This window comes from Acidobacteriota bacterium (assembly GCA_029861955.1).
GTDB lineage: Bacteria > Acidobacteriota > Polarisedimenticolia > Polarisedimenticolales > Polarisedimenticolaceae > JAOTYK01.
The window spans coordinates 1-18,561 of sequence record JAOTYK010000030.1 but is presented as its reverse complement, the minus strand read 5'-3'; the positions used below and the strand labels follow the sequence as shown (position 1 = coordinate 18,561).

At 63.2% G+C, this 18,561-nt stretch carries 20 protein-coding genes; 19 read left to right on the top strand and 1 reads right to left on the bottom strand.

The window, feature by feature from the left end; genetic code table 11:
- Window positions 1-16: 16 nt before the first annotated feature.
- Genes OES25_13620 through OES25_13605 form a run of 4 tightly spaced genes read left to right on the top strand, consistent with a single transcriptional unit; the run spans window position 17 to window position 5,120 of the window.
- Window positions 17-1,198: a type IV pilus twitching motility protein PilT gene (locus OES25_13620; GenBank protein MDH3628679.1), complete on the top strand. Its 1,182-nt coding sequence runs from the start codon at window positions 17-19 to the stop codon at window positions 1,196-1,198.
- Window positions 1,199-1,249: 51 nt separating this feature from the next.
- Window positions 1,250-1,744, top strand: a complete 495-nt coding sequence (locus tag OES25_13615; protein MDH3628678.1) for a RecX family transcriptional regulator — start codon at window positions 1,250-1,252, stop codon at window positions 1,742-1,744.
- 20 nt (window positions 1,745-1,764) lie between these two features.
- Window positions 1,765-4,440: an alanine--tRNA ligase gene (alaS, locus tag OES25_13610; GenBank protein ID MDH3628677.1), complete on the top strand. Its 2,676-nt coding sequence runs from the start codon at window positions 1,765-1,767 to the stop codon at window positions 4,438-4,440.
- A 23-nt stretch (window positions 4,441-4,463) separates the two neighbouring features.
- Window positions 4,464-5,120 (top strand): lytic transglycosylase domain-containing protein, encoded by a 657-nt coding sequence (locus tag OES25_13605; protein ID MDH3628676.1) that lies wholly within the window; start codon window positions 4,464-4,466, stop codon window positions 5,118-5,120.
- On the opposite strand, the gene OES25_13600 is transcribed toward OES25_13605, so the two are convergent.
- A complete protein-coding gene (locus OES25_13600) occupies window positions 5,113-5,826 on the bottom strand; it encodes an AraC family transcriptional regulator (GenBank protein ID MDH3628675.1) in 714 nt (237 codons plus the stop codon). The genes OES25_13605 and OES25_13600 overlap by 8 nt on opposite strands.
- 205 nt (window positions 5,827-6,031) lie before the next feature.
- Between OES25_13600 and OES25_13595 the strand changes: the two genes are divergently transcribed.
- The 15 genes from OES25_13595 to OES25_13525 all read left to right on the top strand — a co-directional run bounded on the left by OES25_13595 (window position 6,032) and on the right by OES25_13525 (window position 18,412).
- Entirely contained in the window at window positions 6,032-7,252 is a 1,221-nt protein-coding gene (locus OES25_13595; protein MDH3628674.1) for a tetratricopeptide repeat protein, read from the top strand.
- A 5-nt stretch (window positions 7,253-7,257) separates the two neighbouring features.
- The gene (locus OES25_13590; protein MDH3628673.1) at window positions 7,258-7,986 is read left to right on the top strand and encodes a hypothetical protein; all 729 of its coding nucleotides are present in this window, start codon (window positions 7,258-7,260) and stop codon (window positions 7,984-7,986) included.
- A 113-nt stretch (window positions 7,987-8,099) separates the two neighbouring features.
- Window positions 8,100-8,735, top strand: a complete 636-nt coding sequence (pgsA, locus tag OES25_13585; GenBank protein ID MDH3628672.1) for a CDP-diacylglycerol--glycerol-3-phosphate 3-phosphatidyltransferase — start codon at window positions 8,100-8,102, stop codon at window positions 8,733-8,735.
- Between the two features lie 74 nt (window positions 8,736-8,809).
- A complete protein-coding gene (locus OES25_13580; GenBank protein ID MDH3628671.1) occupies window positions 8,810-9,388 on the top strand; it encodes a 1-acyl-sn-glycerol-3-phosphate acyltransferase in 579 nt (192 codons plus the stop codon).
- A complete protein-coding gene (locus tag OES25_13575) occupies window positions 9,372-9,899 on the top strand; it encodes a nicotinamide-nucleotide amidohydrolase family protein (protein ID MDH3628670.1) in 528 nt (175 codons plus the stop codon). Before OES25_13580 ends, OES25_13575 begins: the two co-directional genes overlap by 17 nt.
- A gap of 20 nt (window positions 9,900-9,919) precedes the next feature.
- Complete coding sequence (locus OES25_13570; GenBank protein MDH3628669.1) at window positions 9,920-10,945, top strand: NAD(P)-dependent glycerol-3-phosphate dehydrogenase; 1,026 nt, start codon at window positions 9,920-9,922, stop codon at window positions 10,943-10,945.
- Window positions 10,942-11,730 (top strand): capsular biosynthesis protein, encoded by a 789-nt coding sequence (locus tag OES25_13565; GenBank protein ID MDH3628668.1) that lies wholly within the window; start codon window positions 10,942-10,944, stop codon window positions 11,728-11,730. The genes OES25_13570 and OES25_13565 overlap by 4 nt, the downstream gene beginning before the upstream one ends.
- A gap of 61 nt (window positions 11,731-11,791) precedes the next feature.
- The gene (locus OES25_13560) at window positions 11,792-12,568 is read left to right on the top strand and encodes a tetratricopeptide repeat protein (GenBank protein ID MDH3628667.1); all 777 of its coding nucleotides are present in this window, start codon (window positions 11,792-11,794) and stop codon (window positions 12,566-12,568) included.
- Window positions 12,569-12,570: 2 nt separating this feature from the next.
- Complete coding sequence (gene ftsY / locus OES25_13555) at window positions 12,571-13,494, top strand: signal recognition particle-docking protein FtsY (protein MDH3628666.1); 924 nt, start codon at window positions 12,571-12,573, stop codon at window positions 13,492-13,494.
- Window positions 13,491-14,609 (top strand): bifunctional diaminohydroxyphosphoribosylaminopyrimidine deaminase/5-amino-6-(5-phosphoribosylamino)uracil reductase RibD, encoded by a 1,119-nt coding sequence (gene ribD / locus OES25_13550; protein ID MDH3628665.1) that lies wholly within the window; start codon window positions 13,491-13,493, stop codon window positions 14,607-14,609. The genes ftsY and ribD overlap by 4 nt, the downstream gene beginning before the upstream one ends.
- Window positions 14,610-14,612: 3 nt before the next feature.
- A complete protein-coding gene (locus OES25_13545; GenBank protein ID MDH3628664.1) occupies window positions 14,613-15,203 on the top strand; it encodes a riboflavin synthase in 591 nt (196 codons plus the stop codon).
- Between the two features lie 3 nt (window positions 15,204-15,206).
- Window positions 15,207-16,433, top strand: coding sequence for a bifunctional 3,4-dihydroxy-2-butanone-4-phosphate synthase/GTP cyclohydrolase II (locus OES25_13540; GenBank protein ID MDH3628663.1), 1,227 nt, complete (start codon window positions 15,207-15,209; stop codon window positions 16,431-16,433).
- Window positions 16,434-16,459: 26 nt separating this feature from the next.
- Window positions 16,460-17,791: a signal recognition particle protein gene (gene ffh / locus OES25_13535; protein ID MDH3628662.1), complete on the top strand. Its 1,332-nt coding sequence runs from the start codon at window positions 16,460-16,462 to the stop codon at window positions 17,789-17,791.
- Window positions 17,792-17,837: 46 nt separating this feature from the next.
- Window positions 17,838-18,086: a 30S ribosomal protein S16 gene (rpsP, locus tag OES25_13530; protein ID MDH3628661.1), complete on the top strand. Its 249-nt coding sequence runs from the start codon at window positions 17,838-17,840 to the stop codon at window positions 18,084-18,086.
- A gap of 17 nt (window positions 18,087-18,103) precedes the next feature.
- Window positions 18,104-18,412 carry a KH domain-containing protein gene (locus tag OES25_13525; protein ID MDH3628660.1) on the top strand — a complete coding sequence of 103 codons (309 nt, stop codon included), beginning with the start codon at window positions 18,104-18,106 and terminating at the stop codon, window positions 18,410-18,412.
- Window positions 18,413-18,561: the final 149 nt, after the last annotated feature.

The window sequence follows — 18,561 nt, the reverse complement described above, 5'->3', positions numbered from 1 at the left end:
GGGCTACGAGGGACCGATGCATATCAATGATCTGCTGAAGATGACGACCGAACGGGGTGCCTCCGATTTGCACCTCAAGGTGGGCAGCTATCCCGTGATTCGCGTCAACGGCAAGCTGATTCCGATGACTGACCAGAAGCGCCTGATGCAGGAGGACACCATCGCGATGGCGTTCAGCATCATGAGCGCGCGGCAGAAACAGAAGTTCAAGGATCACTTCGAACTTGACATGGCGTATTCGGTTCCCGGGCTGGGTCGGTTCCGTTGCAATGTGTTTCAGCAGCGCGGCACGGTGGGTCTGGTACTCCGTGTCATTCCGGTGAAGATCCTCACGGTCCGTGAGCTTCATCTTCCACCGGTCCTCGAGCAGATCGCCCAGGAGCGTCGCGGGTTGATCCTGGTGACCGGTACGACCGGTTCCGGTAAGTCGACGTCGCTCGCGGCCATGATCGACTACATCAACTCCGTCCGAACCGAACATCTCATGACGATCGAGGATCCCATCGAGTTCCTCCATCGGGACAAGAAGAGTCTCGTCAACCAACGCGAGGTCGAGGTCGACACCAAGTCGTTCGCCTTCGCCCTACGTTCGGCGCTCCGTCAGGATCCCGATGTCATCCTCGTCGGTGAGATGAGAGACTACGAGACGATCGAGACGGCCCTCAACGCGGCCGAGACCGGTCATCTTGTTCTCTCCACTCTGCATACGGTCGACGCCACCGAGACGATCAACCGAATCATCTCCGTCTTCCCGCCACATCAACAGAAGCAGGTGCGTCTGCAACTCGGCGCCGTGTTGAAAGCCATCATCTCCATGCGACTTGTCCCGCGGAAGGACGGGAAGGGGCGTGTGCCCGCCGTCGAGGTCTTGCGATCGACCCCGTTCATTCGGGACTGCATCGAGAACAAGGAAAAGACCAAACTGATCAACGGCGCCATCGCGCAGGGAACGTCACAGTATGCGATGCAGACGTTCGACCAGTCGCTCAATAGCCTGTTCCAGAACGAGCTGATCAGTTTCGAGGAAGCCCTTCGGCAGGCCACGAACCCCGATGAGTTCAAGCTGAAGGCCTCCGGAATTCAGTCGGCGTCGGATATGGCGCAGGCGCAGATGGAGAGTACGGTGGCCTCGCCCGAAGAGAACGGCGACTCCGACCCGCACGCACCGGAATCGCCGTTCGAGTTCACGAACAGCTAGATCGAATCTCGCGACGGTACGGCCTGCGGTCTCTGATACCGTAGCCGTGCCATGCCAGATGCCCGCCGCAAACCAAGCGACCGATCGACCCGCGATCCGTTCGTCGCATTGGTGCGTGCTGTCGGATATCGTCCGCTGACGGCGCTCGAGGCTTCCGCTCGCCTCGGCAAGCTCGGCTTCGATTCCGACCAGGTGGACGCCGCCATCGCTCGAGGTCGAGACGAGCGCATCCTCGACGACGGCAAGTTGGCGGAGGACTACCTGGTCCTGCGCGCGGAGCGTCGGCTCGAGGGGCCGCGTCGCCTTATCCGGGAGCTGGTCGGCCGCGGCGTCGATGAGTCGCTCTGTGAGTCGGCATGGCAACGCCTCGTCGCGTTGGGCGATGTCGACGAGGACGCGCTGTTGACTCGGCGGCTGGATCGCTTGCTCGCAGCGCCGCGGTCCAACACGTCGAATGAACGACGCCGTGTATATAATGCGCTGCTTCGAGCGGGATTCGAGCCGAGTGCGGCTCGCGATGCCGTGATCAAACGGGACATCCGCTAGAGCGGGTACGGGGCGGGACGATGGAAGCCAACAAGGCCCGCAGGGCCTTCATCGATTACTTCGTGGAGCGTCAGCACCAGGAGGTCGCGAGTTCACCGGTCGTTCTTCCGGACGACGCGACGCTGCTGTTTGTCAACGCCGGTATGAATCAGTTCAAGGATGTCTTCACCGGACGCCGGGCCGCCAGCAGCCCCCGGGCGGTCTCCTCGCAGAAGTGTCTGCGCGTCTCGGGTAAACACAACGATCTGGAGATGGTCGGGCGGACGCCACGGCACCACACCTTCTTCGAGATGCTCGGCAACTTCTCCTTCGGGGACTACTTCAAGAAGGATGCGATCGCCTTCGCCTGGGAGCTGATCACCAAGGTCTACGGACTGCCGCCCGAGCGGCTCTGGGTCTCCGTCTTCGAGGGTACCGATTGTTTCGAAGCGGATGACGAGGCATTGCGGATCTGGCGTGACGACATCGGTGTCGACCCGGATCGAATCCTCAAGCTCGGGGAAGAAGAGAACTTCTGGCGGATGGGAGAGACAGGACCGTGCGGGCCGTGTAGTGAGATCCACGTTGACCTCGGTGACGAGTTGACCTCGGTGTCGGGTCCCTCCAACCCGGCCACGGACGAGCGGCGGTTCCTCGAGATCTGGAACCTGGTGTTCATGCAGTTCAATCAGTGTGCCGACGGGGCCCGCGAGAACCTACCCGCTCCAAGTATCGATACCGGCATGGGTCTCGAGAGGATCGTTTCGGTCCTGCAGGGCAAGCAGAGCAACTACGACACCGATATATTCGCCCCGCTCCTGAATGCCACGGCGGAACGTTGCGGCACCCGTTACGGAAAGGACCCCGAGACCGATTTCTCCATCCGCGTGATTGCGGATCATGCCCGGGCCTTCGCCTTCCTGGTGGCCGAGGGGGTGGTGCCTGCCAACGACCGACGAGGCTACGTGCTTCGGCGCTTGCTCCGTCGTGCCATCCGTCACGGACGGAAGCTGGGGATTCACGAGCCGTTCTTGCGAGATGTCACGCCGGTCGTCGTCGAGCAGATGGGAGACGTCTATCCGGAGCTCCTGGCGTCCAAAGATGCGTTGCTTCAGATCGGCGATCTGGAGGAGCGGCGGTTCGCCGATACGCTCTCGACCGGCCTGCAGATGCTGGATGACAAGCTCGGCGCACTGGGCACGGAGAAGGATGCCGGCGACACCCCGTTGGTGCTTCCCGCGAAAGACCTCTTCCTGCTCTACGACACCTTCGGATTCCCGCTGGATCTTGCCCGCGATATCGCCGACGAGCGAGGGATTCAGCTCGACGAGGAAGGCTTCAAGCGGGAGATGGCCCGGCAACGAGATCGTGCCCGGGCATCGTGGAAAGGCGGCGGGGCCACCACGGATACCGCGGCCTACGAGGCCTGGAGCGATCAGCCATCGACGGAGTTTCTTGGTTATGACCGTCTGGCGTTCGATGACAGCCGCGTGCTGGGCATCCTCAGCGACGGCACGCCGATCGATACGCTGGTCGCGGGACAGACCGGCGAGCTGCTTCTGGCATCGACGGCTTTCTATGGAGAGGCGGGCGGGCAAATCGCCGATCAGGGCATGCTGGCGGCAGAGAACGGTCGGGCACAGGTGACCGACGTCGTTCGACGCGGCAACGGTCTGTTCGTTCATCGCGTCGTACTGGAGGAGGGCGCCATCGCGATCGGCGATCGCGTCCGTGGTGACGTCACGGAAGAGAGACGCGCGGCGATCAAGCGCAATCACACCGCGACGCATCTCCTGCACGCCGCACTGCGAGACGTGATCGGGACTCACGTCAAGCAGGCCGGCTCGAGAGTCGGAGACGACCGCTTCCGATTCGACTTTACGCACTTCGCGCCGGTGACTCCCGAGGCACTCTCCGATATCGAGTCCCTGATCAATCGGCAGGTGCTGGCGGATGTCGAGATCGAGACGAAGGAGATGGACGTCGACAGCGCACTCGAGCTCGGTGCCATGGCGCTGTTCGGCGAAAAGTACGGATCGCGGGTTCGCGTCGTGTCGATCGGTGACTTCTCCCTCGAACTGTGTGGCGGTACGCACACCACGCACACCGGGGAGATCGGATTGATCAAGCTTCTAGAGGAGCGCGGAGTTGCATCGGGTACGCGACGAGTCGAGGCCGTTAGCGGCGAGGGGGCGCTCGATCGATTTCGGGCCGTGCAGGGGATCCTGTCCGGTCTCGAGGCCGAGCTCTCCGTCCCGGCAGACGCCCTGCGGGGCGAGATCGAGCGACGCCTCGGGCAGCTCCGAGATCTTCAGAAACAGCTGGATCAGCAGCGGGTCGGCGCCATCCGGGACCATCTCGATGAGATCGCCGGGGAAGCCGTCGATGTCGAGGGCGTCCGGGTGGTCGCGCGTCGGGTTGACGGCCTTTCGCCTCAGGATATGCGTGAGGTTGCCGATGCACTGCGGGGGAAACTAGGTTCTGGAGTGGTGGTTCTGGGTCGGGCCGTCGGCGGGAAGGCCTCGCTGATGGTCGCCGTGACCGAGGATCTCCGTAAGAACCTGCCGGCAGGTGCACTGGTGAAAGAACTCGCCAGGAAGATCGGTGGGGGTGGCGGCGGTCGCCCCGACCTGGCCGAGGCCGGTGGAAAACAGCCGGAGCATCTTGACGCAGCGCTTGCGGCTGCCGCCGATGAGGTGCGACGAAAGCTGAGTTGAGAGGCTCGACGTCAATGAAAGTCATGCCGTACAGGTTGGTCATTCTGGTCACCGCGCTGTTCGTGACCCCGTCGATCGGGCAGGCCGACACCTCGATCGTTCGCAGCAGCGACGACGCCGGACTGGCCTTCAGCAACACGTCATCCGCACCCGACCTCTCGCCGGGACACCGCTCACGCGGACGCCGATCGTCGCGGGGCGGGTCTCTCGCCGATCGTCGCGCGGCCATCGAACCCGTGCTGCATTCGACGGCTCGGCGAAACCGACTCAGTCCCGATCTCGTCCGTGCGGTCGTCGAGGTGGAATCGGCTTACAACACCCACGCTCGATCGCCCAAGGGCGCGATCGGTCTCATGCAATTGATGCCGGCCACCGCCCGTGCGTACGGGGTCAAGGATCCTTACGCCGTCGACGAGAACCTTGATGGTGGCTGTCGGTATCTACGTGCGCTGCTCGACCGTTACGACGACGATTTGAACCTGGCGTTGGCCGCGTACAACGCAGGTCCCACCGCGGTGGATCGTCACGGCGGGATTCCGTCCTACCCCGAGACCCGTGAGTACGTGCGTCGGGTCAGAGAGCGGCTGGAGTCGCAGAGTGAGGGTCGCAACCAACTGGCATTCGGGAAGCCGCCGCGAATGGTCCGCGGTTCCGACGGTTCAATTCGAATCGTCAACTGACCTGTGAGTGCAGCTTCCGTTGCACCTGTCGGGGCGACGCGCGTTCGTACTTGACGAAGTTGCGATAGAAGTCCCGGTAGTTCTGGTAGCCGACCCGGTAGGCGATCTCGGAGAGGCTCCGCTCCCCATTGGACAGAAGACGCCGCGCGCTGTCGAGGCGCCGCCGCTGGATCGCTTCGGTGATCGTGTGGCCGGCGTGCTTCTTGAAATTCCGCGAAAGGTAGTTGGAGGAGACATGAAGCCCCGCCGCCACATCGGATAACGAGATCCGGCGTCGGAAATGGCGATCGATGTACGTCAGCGCCCGCTCGACGATCTCCGGGATGTCGGAGGCCGCGGGCTCCGTCTGGGCTCGAAGTAGACGGCCCAGAATCTCGTCGAAGCGTTGCCGCGCGATGGCGAAACTCCGACACCCGTCAAACTGCTGGATCAGCTCCAGCCGTCGCGTCTGGAACCGGTGACTTCGCACGTCGGTCTCCGCCAGAGAGCCGTGAACCTGGTGGAGCAGGCCCAGCAGGAGTTGGGTCGCGACGCGTCCTTCCCTGGGGCCCTCTCCGGGCTGTAGCGTGCCGGAGAGACGGAGCAGGAGCTCCCGGGCTGCGGAGCGATCGCCGAGGGCCAGCGCGCCCAGCCCACGCTCCTCCAGGGCGGCGTCGTATCCGATCCGCCGGAGAAGGGTCGTCGAGTCCTGTCTGGGTCGGGGCATCCCTCTCCAATACTGAAGTAATTCCCGGAATTTGGGCCTGTAGAACCGTGCGATGGGAGTGTACGGAGAAAACCGGGCCGTATCAACCCTTGCGGATGCCGGATCCGCAGCATCCCGGGTCCTGGGGCAATTGCGCTTGACACCCCCTGAAGTACGCCATAAAAGAAGACTACCGATGTCTTGGGGAAGACCTTGGGGGGGGTAGATGAGTCAAACAAATGCAGGAAAGATGGCCCAGTCTTCCGAAAACGTTGAAGGATTAACGTCCGAGACGACTCGTCTCGGCGAATACCTGCGTCGTCTTCGGGAAGGTTACGGCTACACCCTGCGAAAAGTCGAAGAGCGAGCAATGGCCCTGGGCGAAGCAATCGACAATTCTCAGCTCAGCCGCTTCGAAAAGGGCAAGGCTGTCCCATCCTTTGACAAGCTGCGGGCTCTGGCCCGTGTCTTCAACGTACCGGTCCAGAACTTCTCCGACGTCCTCGACCTCGAGGAATATCAGCCCTTCAAGCCGACCAGCGTGGTCCACGCGGAGCTCCTCAGAGACGGTGCCGACTGGATGGCCCGAGGCGAGCACGGTCGGGCATTCGTGACCTACGAGCGTGCCTTCGACCTGGCGGAGCGCGAGGGCGACCCGGTTCGGGCGGCAGAGTTGGCCGCGGAGGCTCGCTGGCGGATGGCCACGGCTCTGAAGGCCCTCGGCAAGCTGTACATGACCGAACGCGAGCTTAGAGCGATTCTCAAAGACCGCAAGAAGCTGGCACCTCACACACGGATTCGGGTTCTGTTGCAGTTGTCTTACCTCTACCGTGAGCTAGGTGACTACTACCTTGCGTCGGTTCTCGCCCGTGAGTGTCTCGAGTTGGCCGAAGGGGCAGGCGATCGTCTGACCCAGGCCGGTGTGCTGAACACCCTCGGCAATATCGCTCACGACGAAGAGGAGCCTGTCACCGCGCTGGATATTTACAACCGCGCGTTGGATGTGCTCCAACACCTCGACGGACATCACGAGATGAAGGCCACCGTATTGACCAACCTGGGTGGTTGTCACGTCACCGTGGGGCGATTCGACGAGGGGATTGCGCTTCTACGGGAGGCTCACTCCCTGGCCCGCGATCGCGGCTTCCGACGCTCCGCCGCCCTGTCGCTGACGAGGATGGCCGAGGCTCACATGGCTCGCAACGAGCATGGTCAAGCACGACAGATCCTGGAAGAGTCGGATCTGCTCGCCAATCGCACCGGCGATTGCTACTACGACATGTTATTCCTCAACGCCCATCATCGTTGGAAGATGGCGCAACGAGAAGAGCATCCCACTCGGGAGAAGATCGCGTTCGGGCGGCTTCGACATCTGCGGTCGATGTTGCAGCGTCGGTTCCCCGAAGTGGAAGAGTTTGACCAGCATATCGAACGGATTCGGAGGTGATTGGGATGTATCGCGGAATTGTGCGACTGACGGTCGCAGTGATACTGGTCGTGGGATTCTCCAACGTGTTTGGGGAAGTCGTCGCGAGGACCGATCGCAACGGAAATTATCTGTCGACCCAGGTCATCGCCGAGGCGGGAACCGAGGCCGCCAAGATCTGGGCTCCCCGCGGTCGAACTGCTCGGGCGCTACGCTACGCCGTTCCGCTCAATCCCGACGGGGATCTCACGGGCGATCTCATCCCTTCGTATGCGGAAGGTGAACTGGATCAGGGTTCCTGGGTTGTCTGGAGCCGAGGAACGGGTGCAGGTTACGACCTGGCCTACAGTCGCTGGTATCGCGGCGGTTGGTCTGCGATCCGTTGGATCGAGGATCTTTCGACCGAGGCCGACGAGATGGATCCGATGATCGACCTCGATCCGGCCGGCGTCCCGTACATCGTCTGGTGGACTGAGGCCGAAGGGAGGGGAACGGTCCACATGACCCGATTCCTCGAGACCCGCTGGATGGACCCCTTGCAGTTGTCCTCCGACAGTACGGATGCACGCAACCCCATCGTCTCTGTCACCTCCCTGGGCATCATCTACGTCCAGTTCGAGACCCCCGAGGGGCTCATGACGCAGACGATCCGATTGACGCACCCCGATACGATCACCGACGACATCAACCCCGTCGGATTGTTCGAGATCAGCGGACGACCCGGAACTACCGAAGTGGCGCCGTCTGGCAAGTAGGCGTCGCCTTCGGCAGAGACGGGGGCGGAGGCATCGGCGAACCGTCGAGATTCCCGATGATTGATTCCGCTCAGCGGAGATGGTAACGTCGCCCCGCCTACGGGTGACAGCCGATGCGTCTTAACCTCCCCACGACACTAACCGTCATCCGAATTTTCCTCGCACCATTGCTGGTCGTGGTTCTGCTGACGCCGCCGTGGGCGACGGCCTGGCTCGTGACCCGTATCGAGGGTCTGGATGGATTGAGATGGCTTGCCGGGTGGGTCGTGTGGATGGCGGCGTGGCGAGAGATCATCGCCGTCCTGATCTTCCTGGTGGCCGCCGCGACCGATTGGCTCGATGGTTATCTGGCCCGTCGTCGTCGCGAAGTCACGACCCTCGGGAAGCTCCTGGATCCCATCGCGGATAAGCTGCTGACGGTCTCCGCATTCATCTCTCTGGTCGAGTTGGGCCTTGCACCGGCCTGGATGATCGTCGTCATCGTCGGGCGAGAGTTCGCCGTCAGCGGGATGCGAAGCATCGCGGCGACCCGGGGCATGGTGATCGAGGCCTCCGTCTGGGGTAAATGGAAGACGGTGTCCCAGGTGGTGGCCATCACGCTACTGATCCTCACCCATTCCCTCGAGCGCTGGGTGGGTTACAGTCAGCTCGGCACCGTTTCGCTCTGGATCGTGATGGTGCTGGCGCTGCTATCGATGTGGCACTACTTCCTCGGATTCATCCGGCAGATCGACCTTCGAGAGGAATGACCTCTCGATAGCGGCGAAGGGCGACGCCGATGTTCTACAGCGTTACAAGGCTAGGGTTCCGGATGCTGGCCGGGGTGCTCTTCCGACTCCGTGTTCGCGATGATGTTCGATTGCCCTCGCAGGGCGCCGCCATCGTCGTGGCGGAACATCGAAGCTGGCTGGACCCGCCGTGTGTCGGTGCCGCCTGTCGGCGGCCGGTGCGCTTCTTGGTCATGGAGAAGGTCTACCGGAAGCCGTGGGCCTGTTGGTTCTATCGACGGATGGGGTCGATCCCCGTCGGCGTCGGCAGGCGCCGCGCCGCGCTGTCATTGCGCGAGGCGCTGAGGCGATTGCATTCCGGTGAGGTCGTGGGAGTCTTTCCCGAGGGGCGTGTGGTGCCCGACGGCGAGAGCGTGGACTACCGGGACGGTGCGGCGCTGTTGTCGGTTCGCAGCGGTGCGCCGGTGGTTCCCATCGGCATCGGCGGGACGGCAAGGGCCTGGCCGCGGGGTAAGCGTTGCCCACGCCCCGCACCGGTCGCCATTCGATTCGGTGAGCCGCTCCAGCCTCCCGCGCCGGACTCGGAGAATGCCGTCTCGACATTCTCTGCACGGATCGAGGAGAATCTTCGCATCCTGAGTACCGAGGAGCGGGCACGTGTCGAGAGACGGTAGAGAAAGAGGCGGAGACGCTGTCGACGATGTGCGATCGTTGGCCCAGAGTCTCGGCAAACTGTTGACGGAATGCGGCGAAACCATCGCCACGGCCGAATCCTGCACGGGTGGCTTGATCGGCGGGGCGTTAACCTCGGTTCCGGGCTCGTCAGATTGGTTCGCCGGAGGCGTCATCGCGTATACCAACGACGTTAAGAGCAAACTGTTGGGTGTTCCGGCTGACCTGCTCGAACGGCACGGCGCAGTCTCGGAAGCGGTCGTCTCTGCCATGGCCCGCGGGGTCCGGGGGGCGACAGGCGCGGGCGTCGGCATCGCGGTCAGCGGGATCGCGGGTCCGGCCGGCGGGACCGACGAGAAACCCGTGGGGACGGTCTGTGGGGCCATCGCGATCGGTGACGGGTGCCACTCGACCACCTGGCGGTTCGCCGGAGATCGCGAGCATGTCCGTCAACGGACGGTCGCGGCGGCTCTCGACGGGGCGCGGCGTCGACTCCTCGATCGATCGCGTTAGAAAAAGCTACAATCCGAATCATGACTGGCAAACGAATCGGTGTGCTCGGCGGTGGAGCCTGGGGAAGCGCTCTGGCGATCCACTGGGCCACCCGGTCCCACGACGTCCGGCAGTGGGTTCGCGGAGCCGAGCGGGCCGCAGATATCCAGGCGGTCCGAGAGAATCGATCGTACCTACCCGGCGTCCCCTATCCTCCGGAACTGCGGGTCGATCATCGAATCTCCGAAGTCGTCGAGGGGGCGGAGATCGTGGTGGTCGCCGTTCCCACCCAGTTTGCGCGTCCGATCTATCGAGAATTGGCGACGGTTTGCCCGGTGGACATACCGGTGCTGGTGACCTGCAAGGGCGTCGAACACGACTCGCTGAAACTTCCCGCCGAGGTCTGTGCCGCCGAGATGGGCGCGGCTCGAGGGATCGCGGTGCTGGCCGGTCCGTCGTTCGCCAGAGAGCTGGCTGCCGGAAAACCGACGGCCGTTGCCATCGCATCGGCGGACGCGGAGTTGTCCCGCGACCTCCAGCTTTCGCTCGCCAGTCGTTCGCTGCGTCTGTACACCAACGGCGATCCCGTAGGAGTCCAACTGGCGGGTGCGCTGAAGAACGTGATCGCCATCGCCGTGGGCGTGACCCAGGGTCTCGACATGGGAGCCAACGCCGCGGCAGGACTCATCGCGCGTGGGCTGGGGGAGATCTCCCGCCTGGGAGTTGCGCTGGGTGGACGCGTAGAGACGTTCCAGGGGTTGGCCGGCATCGGAGATCTTGTCCTGACCTGTTACGGCGAAGAGTCGCGCAATCGACGCTACGGATACCTGCTCGGGAGTGGAGTGCCGCGTGAGGAGATCGACGCAAGGCTCTCCGGTATCGCCGAGGGTGTCGCTACCAGCAAGGCCGCTCGAACCCTGGCTCAAGAACACGATGTCGTCGCACCGATCATCGACGAGACGTGCCGCGTTCTGTTTGAGGACGTGCGCCCGCAGGATGCCGTCAAGCGGCTTCTGAGCCGACCGCTGATCTCGGAAGACATCGTCGAGCGAGGACGTACGAAATGATCGATCTCCATACCCACATCCTTCCCGGGATCGACGACGGCGTGAAGACCGAGGACGACGCTGTGGAGTTTGCCCGGGTGGCCTACGACGATGGGACGCGGACGATCGTCGCCACGCCGCATTGCAAGGAAGGGTTCTTCTTCAATCAACGCGAAGCGATCCTGGAAGGCGTGTCGAGCCTGCGGCAACGGCTGGAACGGGAAGGCATCGATATGACGTTGTTGCCGGGGGCCGAGGTCCACCTGTGCCCCGATATCCCGGAGCGGGTCAAGGACGGGCGGGCTCCGACGCTGGCGGACAACGGTGTGACGGTCCTGTTGGAGTTGTCGCTGAGCCAGTACCCGGTCGATCTCGAGAACGTGATATTTCAGCTTCAGCTGGCAGGTCTCGTCATCTTGCTGGCCCACCCCGAACGGATCCGATTTTTCCAGGACGATATCTCGCGCTACGAGTCGGTCGTGAGGTTGGGCGCCTGGGGGCAGATCACGAGCGGCAGCATCGAGGGGCGATTCGGTTCGACCGCACAGAGTTTTTCGGAGAAATTGCTCTCCCGTGGACTGGTACACGTCATTGCAAGCGATGGGCACAACACACGGGGACGGCCGCCCTGTATGGCGGAGTCCGTGGCGCTCGCCGCTCGCTGGACCGGAGAGGAACGGGCTCGAGCGATGGCCTTCGATGCGCCACAGCAGCTGCTCGAAGGCCGATCGCCGGACCTGCCGCCCATGCCGTTGACGCCCCAACGACGATCGTTCTTCGATCTCCTGTTTCGACGTGGGTCCTGAGTCGAGGCGTCGGTCCGATTTCTGCTACTCTCTTCGTGGAGCCCTATCAGGGAGGCGATGGATGAGAATGACCCCCCGAAACGTCCTGTTCCTGTCTGTTCTTCTGTCCCTCGTGGCTCTGGCCGCGTGTGGCGGCGGGAAGACCCAACCGACGACGGCTCCGCGTGAGTTGACGGTGGAAGAGAAGGCGCGGAAAGCGCAGTCGATGCTGCGCGCCGGCCGCGCCCGGGACGCGATTGTGATCATGGAAGACGCGCTCGCCGAGACCCCGGACGACGCGCGACTCCACAACCTGATGGGTCAGATCATGTTCGTCGCGGCGCGTTACGAACCGGCTGTCGAGCATTTCAATCGGGCTCTGGAGTTGGACGAGTACCTGACGGACGCCCATAACTTCCTCGGTGCGGTCTACAACGAACTGGGTAAGACCAACGAGGCCGAGAAGCATTTTCGGATCGCGCTTGACGATCCGTCCTATCCGACGCCGCAGTTGGTCTGGCTGAACCTCGGAATGTTGTATGGCGGGCAGGGTCGCGACGCGGAGGCGATCGACTCGCTGCGTCGCGCGGTTGAGATCAATCCGAAGTTCTACCAGGCGCATTACGAGCTCGCCTTGCTCCTCGAGAAGACCGGTCGGCTCGATGAGGCGGTTCGCGAGTTCAAGGTCGCGGGGCCCGGTTTCGCCCAGGACGGCGAGTATTACTACCGGCTCGGTTTGGCACATTTTCGCGCCGGCGAGATGGCCGAGGCGCGTCAGGTGCTGTTACGCGTGGCGGATGTGGCGCCGGGAAGTCCCAGCTCCGCCGCAGCCGATGACCTACTGGAGATGATTCACTAGCCATGGCCCTGCGGATCTTTCAACGGATCGTCCGTGGCCTCAAACGCACACGAGACGGGATCGCGGGCACCCTGCAGGGTGTCGTCGGCGGGACGGAAGTCGACGAGGAGGCCCTCGAGGAGTTAGAGGCCGGACTTTTGTCGGCAGACCTCGGTCCGGAACTCAGCGCCAACATCATCGATGAGGTCCGGGTTCAGGTCCGCAAGGGGACAACGACCCACGAGGATATCGTTGGCGCGGTGAAACGTACGTTGCTCAACGCTCTGCCGGCCGGCAGTCCCGTCGCGGAGCGGAAAGCCGGGCAGCCCCACGTCATCTTCGTCGTCGGGATCAACGGTGGCGGGAAGACGACGACGGTCGGAAAGCTGGCCGCACGTGAGCGGGCCGAGGGTCGATCGGTGATCGTGGCCGCGGCCGATACGTTTCGTGCGGCGGCAATCGAGCAATTGGAGACATGGACCCAGCGGGCCGGTGTCACGCTCGTGAAGCAACGCGAGCGGGCCGATCCTGCGGCGGTTGTCTTCGACGCGTTGGGCATGGCGGTCGCACGGAACGTCGACACGGTGATCGTGGATACTGCAGGTCGTCTACATACGAAGACCAACCTCATGGCCGAGTTGGAGAAGCTGGGTCGTGTGGCGACCCGTCAGGTCGAGAACGCACCGCACGAGGTCCTGCTGGTCGTAGACGCGACGACCGGTCAGAACGGCCTGGTGCAGGCCGAAGAATTCACGCGGGCCACGAACCTGTCCGGTGTCGTCTTGACGAAACTCGACGGTACGGCCAAGGGCGGCGTTGCGCTCGGTATCCATAAACGTCTCGGCCTCCCGATCCGCTATGTCGGCGTCGGCGAGACGCTCGAAGACCTTCTGCCGTTCGAGCCGGAGTCCTACGTCGATGGGCTGCTCGGTGAGTCCGCCGAATGAACGACACGGCATGCCTCTCGTTCATGAGGCAGGCGCTCGCTCTCGCAATCCGTGTGCAGCGTTCGACGACACCCAACCCTCGGGTCGGATGCGTCGTCGTTGCCGGCGAAGAGGTCGTCGGAGTGGGGTATCACTGCGGCCCCGGTACAGATCACGCCGAGGCGGTTGCGCTCAAGGCTGCAGGGGCCGCTGCAAGAGGGGCCGCGCTGTACGTCAATCTGGAGCCGTGCCATCACACCGGCAAGACTCCGCCGTGCACCGAGAGCATCATTCGTCACGGAGTCGGACGTGTGGTCGCTGCGATGCAGGATCCGGATCCTCGGGTCGATGGCGCGGGGTTCTCCGCGCTTCGCGAGGCAGGGGTCCAGGTGGATGTCGGCCTTCTGGAGTCCGATGCTCGGTGGTTGAACGCGGGATTCGTAAACTGGCATGAGACCGGCCGCCCATGGGTCACCCTGAAGGCGGCAGTCTCCGCAGATGGCTTGTTGGCGGCGGCGGGTGGAGACTCACACTGGATTTCCAATCCGGAGTCGAGACGTTTTACCCATCGGCAACGTGCCGAACACGATGCGATCCTGGTCGGTGCCGGAACCGTTCGTCGGGACGACCCACGGCTGACAGTTCGCCTCGGAGCCCGTGATGCGTCGCCGCTCCCGGTGATCCTCTCGTCCCGGCTGGAGCTGAACCGCGATGCTCGTCTGTTTTGCGAGGGTCGGCGTCCTCTCGTCTACACGCTCGAGAGTGCGGACCAGCAGAAGGTCGAGGGCCTGTCTTCATCTGCGGACATCGTCCGCCTCCCGTCGAAGACCGGCAACGACGAACAGGTGGAGATCGATGCACTCCTCGATGATCTGGGGCGTCGCGGCATCCAACATCTGCTGGTCGAAGGGGGGGCGGCCGTCACCGGCGCATTCGTGACGGCGCGACGCGTGGATCGAGTTATCGCGTTCATGAACCCGAGGTTTCTGGGTGCCCGCGGCGCGGTACCCTGGGTTGACGCGGACGCGGTCGCATCTCCGGCGGAGGGACTCGCGATTCGTCGGACCGCCACGATGGCCCTCGGGGAGGACCTCGTCATCATGGGCGATGCCATCTCCGTCGATGCGGGGGATTAGTCGATGTTCACCGGTCTCGTCGAGTGCCTGGGTTCGGTCGTGCAGATCGACAGCCAATCGGGCGTTACGCGGCTTTCCGTCAAGGCGCGACTGCGCGGGGAACCGCTCGTCCTCGGCGAGAGTGTCGCCGTCGACGGCGTATGTTTGACCGTCGCCGAACTTCGTGAGGATGGGATGGCGTTCGACGTCATTCAGGAGACCCTCGACTGCACCGACCTCGGGAGTCGGACCGTTGGCGACGATGTTCATCTCGAGAGGGCGCTTCGCGTCGGTGACCGCGTGGGCGGGCATTGGGTTCAGGGACATGTCGACGGCGTCGGGACGGTTCTCGATCTGACTCGCGTCGGCGGCGATGTGCGGCTCGATATCGAGCTGCCGGACTCGATCGCCCGCTATGTGGCCTACAAGGGCTCGATTGCCATCGACGGGGTGTCGCTGACGATCGCGGAGGTGTCCGCGGACCGGTTTGTCGTCGCATTGATCCCGGAGACCTTGAGAGTCACTAAACTGGGGCGTTATGGCCCCGGTTCCCGGGTTCATCTGGAGGTTGATCTGCTGGCACGCTATCTTGAACGGATGCATCGGATGGAGTGACCCATGGCAGACGACAGGGGACAGCAGCTCTTCGCGGATATCGAGGAGGCCGTCCAGGACATCAAGGACGGCAAGCTCGTGATCATCGTCGACGATGAGGATCGCGAGAACGAAGGCGATCTTGTCTGCGCCGCGGAGTTAATCTCTCCGGACGCGGTGAACTTCATGGCGACTCACGGGCGTGGGTTGGTCTGCATGCCGATGACGCCCGAACGGCTCGATGAGTTGAAGATCCCGCCGATGGTGTCGCAGAACACGGCACGACGGCGGACGGCGTTCTGCGTATCGATCGAGGCGCGGGACAATATCTCGACGGGTATTTCCGCTGCGGATCGAGCGCACACCATCCGGGTCGCCTCGAATCCGGACACGAAACCGGAAGACCTCGCCCGCCCGGGGCATATCTTCCCGTTGCGTTGTAGCGCCGGAGGCGTGCTGCGTCGGGCCGGCCACACCGAAGCGTCCGTCGATCTCTGTCGGTTGGCCGGGCTTGGGGAGGCCGCCGTGATCTGCGAGATCATGAACGAGGACGGCAGCATGGCTCGCCGTGATCAGTTGGCGACGTTCGCGTCGAAGCACGGCTTGAAGTTGATTTCGATCGCCGATCTGATCGGCTATCGGATGCGCACCGAGCGGATCGTGCGTCGGGTCGCTTCGCCGGATCTGCCGACGACGATGGGCAAGTTCAAGATCCACGCGTTCGCGAACGAACTGGAAAATCAGACACACGTCGCGTTGGTCATGGGTGAGCCGTGCGCCGAACGACCGACACTGGTTCGGGTTCACTCCGAATGTCTGACTGGGGACGTGTTCGGTTCGACGCGATGTGACTGCGGTCTCCAACTTCATGAGGCGATGGAGCGGATCGCGAAGGAAGGGGAGGGAGTGGTCCTCTATCTTCGACAGGAAGGTCGGGGGATCGGACTCGCCAACAAACTTCGAGCGTACGAACTTCAGGACACGGAGCAGAAGGACACGGTCGAGGCGAACCTCGCCCTCGGTTTCCGTGCGGACCTCAGGGACTACGGGGTGGGGGCGCAGATTCTCTACGACCTGGGTATCCGCAAGCTTCGATTGATGACCAACAACATGGGTAAGTATGTCGCGTTGAAGGGCTACGGCCTGGAGATCGAAGAGCGAGTCGCGATCGAGCAGGTCCCCGGTGACGACAATCGCGACTATCTAGCGACCAAGAAACGAAAGATGGGACACATCCTCAAGTCGGTCTAGCGGACCGCACTCCGGAGAGCTGAACCGTGTTTGAAAGTCTCTCGGAACGCCTCCAGGGTGCGTTCAAGAAGCTCAGCGGCAAGACAAAGATCAGCGACGCGGTTCTCGACGAATCGCTGCGCGAGGTTCGTCTGGCGCTTCTCGAGGCCGACGTGCATGTCGGAGTGGTCAAACACCTGACGGCGGCCGTCCGGGAGAAGGCCGCGGGCGAGGCCGTCTTGAAGTCGCTCTCCCCCGGGCAGCAGGTCGTCAAGATCGTTCGCGCGGAACTGGAAGCGATCCTCGGAGAGCCCGACTCGGGCAGGCTGGCGACGGCGTCCAAGCCTCCGACCGTGGTGATGATGGTCGGCCTGCAGGGTTCCGGTAAGACGACCAGCACGGCAAAGCTCGGAGCCTCCCTCAAGAAGGCGGGACGCTATCCGTACCTGATCCCGGCGGATGTCTACCGACCTGCGGCCATCGAGCAGCTGGTGCGTGTCGGCCAGTCGGTCGGGCTGCAGGTTCACGAGCACGACGGCAGTCGTTCGCCGATCGAGATCGTTCGCGAGGGGATCGCCACCGCGCGCAAGTCCGGATTCGATACCGTCATCGTGGATACGGCCGGCCGGTTGCATATCGACGACACCCTGATGGATGAGCTGAAGGGACTGAAGTCGGCGTTCAGTCCGCACGAGATTCTGTTCGTCGCCGACGCGATGACGGGACAGGATGCCGTGCGATCCGCCGGCGAGTTTCACACGGCCCTCGACGTGACCGGTGTCGTCCTGACCAAGTTGGACGGCGATGCGCGGGGCGGCGCGGCGCTCTCCATCCGCCACGTGACCGGTGTCCCCATCAAGTACATCGGCATCGGCGAGCGCCCGACCGATTTCGAGGTGTTTCATCCGGATCGCATGGTCGGCCGGATCCTCGGGATGGGGGACGTGCTGACGCTCATCGAGAAGGCCGAGGAGGTCGTCGACGAGGAGCAGGCGAAGGCGCTCGAGAAGAAGATCCGCAAGAACGAGTTCAGCCTCGAGGATTTTCGCGATCAACTCAAGATGCTCAAGCGGATGGGGCCGCTGAGTGGCGTCGTCTCCATGCTGCCCGGGATGTCCCACGTGAAGGAGAGCGATATGGACCCCAAGGCGGTGGTCCGGGTGATGTCGCTCATTGACTCGATGACGCCGCTGGAACGACGAAAGCCCCAGCTCCTCAATGGCTCCCGGAAGAAGCGAGTGGCCCGCGGAGCAGGTCGCACGGTCCCCGAAATCAACCGATTACTGAAGCAATTCAGTCAGATGAAGCGAATGATGAAGCAGATGAAGAATATGAAGCAGAAGGGCCGTGGCGGTGGTATGCCCTTTTTGGGCCGATAGGCTATAGTGCGGCGCTGCATTCGCTTGCTTCAGGAGGATCGTTGCGGTGTTGAAGATTCGACTCAGACGGATGGGATCGACCCACTCCCCGTTTTATCGGGTGGTCGTCTCGGATTCTCGGGTTCCCCCGACCGGTCGATTCGTCGACACGCTGGGAACCTACGATCCGGGCACCTCTCCTTCGTCGGTTCGCCTGGACGTCGATCGCGCCCAGGCCTGGATCGATAAGGGCGCGCGTCCGTCGCCTACCGTCAAGCGTCTGCTCGTCAAGGCCCGCGTTTCCGCCGAGGCCTGATCCGCTCCGAGGGCTCCATGAAGGAATTGCTGGAGTTGATCGCCAAGTCCCTTGTCGATCAGCCGGATGAAGTCCACGTCACCGAGATCGTGGACGCCAAGACCGATGCCGATGCCGCAGACGATGCGCGCGTCGACGCGGACACCGACGACCAGGAGGCTGGCGCTCGCTGGCCGACGACCCTCTACGAATTGCGGGTCTCGCCCGACGATCTGGGGAAGGTGATCGGTCGGCAGGGAAAGACGGCCCGCTCGGTCCGTTCAATCCTTTCCGCCGCCGGGTCCAAGGAAGATCGTCGGATCGTTCTCGAGATTATCGAGTCCTGATCGTGAAGGCACCGTTGCCGGTGGGGCGTGTGCAAGGGCACCGCGGCAATGGGGGCGAGGTAACGGTCCGCGTCGCCGCCGGCGACGCCGAGCATTGGGTCGACGTGGAGACTGTCGAGCTCTCTCGTGGCAACGAAACACGCACGTAC